This window comes from Collinsella aerofaciens, assembly GCF_040910185.1.
Classification (GTDB): Bacteria; Actinomycetota; Coriobacteriia; order Coriobacteriales; family Coriobacteriaceae; genus Collinsella; species Collinsella aerofaciens_BF.
Genome location: NZ_JBDGBA010000044.1, coordinates 1 through 2318 on the forward strand (window position 1 = coordinate 1; position 2318 = coordinate 2318).

A 2318-nucleotide genomic window follows, 5' to 3' on the forward strand; every position below is an offset into this window, starting at 1 on the left:
CCTCTCGGCGGCCTTGCGAAAAACAAATCCAAGTTAGACCATTTCAAATGGTTCGATGTCTGCCCGGATGCGACACTCGGAAGTGTCCATCCTCGCAGTATCCGGTTCTCAAGGTGCACGCTTTGCGGCTGATCCGGTTCGACCGGGCCGCGCGGCAAGGAGATATATTGCCAGACCGGAGGGCCCCCGCGGGCGGGAATCTGGGCGTACACATTTCCTACACATATAAGTACTCTCGGCTGGCTGGTTAAAAACAAGAGGGGACCTCACTTCCGAGATCCCCTCTTTCGCCTATCTATAGCAATAGACTCTTAAATCCCTTATGCCAGCAGCTTGCGACCGGACTCCTCGATCACGCCAAGTGCTGCATCTGCCTCGGTGGCATCCGCGCCCTTAGCGAAGATGTACAGCTTGATCTTGGGCTCGGTGCCGGAAGGACGAACGATACCCTTATTGCCACCCTCAAGATCGAACTCAATAACATTAGCCTTCGGCAGGCCGTTCACGCAGGTGTTGTAATCAACGACGGCCTCAATCTTGGAACCGGCGAGCTCCGCGGGCGGGTTCTCGCGCAGACCGGCCATGATGCCGGCCATCTTTGCCGCACCCTCAGCACCCGGATAGCTCAGTGAAATCGTCTTATTGTGATAGTAGCCATACTTCTCGTACAGCTCGTGCATCGCGTCGGCAAGGTTCTTACCCTGCAGCTTGTAATACTGCGCCATCTGGCAAATCAGAAGCGAAGTGCTCACCGCGTCCTTATCGCGCACGTGGTCGCCGGCCAGATAGCCGTAGCTCTCCTCGAAACCGAAGATAAAGCGGTCGACCTCGCCAGCATCGGAAAGCGAGGTAATGATGTCGCCGATGTACTTGAAGCCCGTCAGGCAGCGACGGAGCTCAAAGCCATACTCCTCGGCCAGAGCGTCAACCATGGCGGAAGAAACGATAGTAGTAACGGCAACCTTCTTGGTGAGATCCTCGTCGCGGGCGGCACGGGTCTTGCAAATATAGTCGAGCAGCAGGACGCCCATTTCGTTACCGGTCAGCAGCAGGTAGTCATCACCATTCTTGACGGCAACGCCAACACGGTCGGCGTCGGGATCGGTTGCAAGCAGCAGATCAGGGTGAACCTGCTCGCAGAGATCGATGCCCTTCTGCATGGCCTGACGGATCTCGGGGTTAGGATACGGGCAGGTCGGGAAATCGCCGTTAGGCTCCTTCTGCTCGGGAACAACCGTGACATCGGTGATGCCAGCGCGCTCGAGCACCGTCGTGACGGGAATGAGGCCGGTGCCGTTGAGCGGAGTGTAGACGAGCTTAAGCGGTGCGCCGGCAATCTCCTCGGCAGAAAGGTTAGTCACGCCGCAGGCGAGAACGGCGTCATAATAACGCTCGAGGCACGAGTCATCGATCCAATTAACCAGACCCTGCTCAAGAGCCTCATCAAAGTCCATGGACTTCACGCCGGTAAACGTATCGGTCTCGGCGATAGCCCTAGAAATTGCATCGGCGGCCTCACTGGTGATCTGGCAGCCGTCGGGGCCATAGGCCTTATAGCCGTTATAAGGCGCTGGATTATGACTAGCGGTCATGCAAATGCCACCGGAGCACTTAAGGTCACGGACGGCCCAGGAAAGCGTCGGCACGGGAGAAATCTTAGGATACACGAGAGCAGTCACGCCGTTTGCCGCAAGAATGGCAGCCGTCGTCTTAACGAACAGTTCACCCTTATTGCGGCTATCGCGAGCGATGGCAACCATCGGATGCTCGAAGGTCGCATTGAGGTAGTCAGCGAATCCCTGCGTCGCGCGACCGACCGTATAAATATTCATACGGTTAGTGCCTGCACCGATAGTGCCACGTAGACCGGCGGTACCGAAGGCGAGATCTTGGAAGAAAGCGTCGGTGATGGCGTCTTCGTCACCCTGCTCCTTCATTGTGTTGAGCTCAGCGAGGAGCTCCTCGTCCTTGACATTGGCAATCCAAGTATCAAGCAGCTCATGAACATCTGCCATGTGAGTCCTTCCGTCACAATCAATAAAACAACCCGTATAAAACAGGACAAGCGCATCAGCGCGCTAAAGCAAATATTAGTCCATTGAGAACAGAGAACCGGCCACAGAACGGTGAACGTTTATATTCACCGGTGGATGATTGGATTGATTAAATTGCTTAGAGAATGTCATCTGTAACGCAAAAAAGGGGGAGGCCGCGAGGCCTCCCCCTTCTCAGTTCAAGCGTACGGCTCGGTGCCGTCCACCGGTCAGCGGCGCCCTGGCCTCCCACGGGCTGACCCCGCAGTACTCTCGGCGCGATGG

The 2318-nt window shown here is 56.3% G+C and carries 1 protein-coding gene; it reads right to left on the minus strand.

Annotation, left to right across the window (positions count from 1 at the left end; translation table 11 throughout):
- Positions 1-320 precede the first annotated feature (320 nt).
- Complete coding sequence (locus AB5Z54_RS09770) at positions 321-2015, minus strand: phospho-sugar mutase (RefSeq protein WP_368161404.1); 1695 nt, start codon at positions 2013-2015, stop codon at positions 321-323.
- Between the last annotated feature and the right edge of the window lie 303 nt (positions 2016-2318).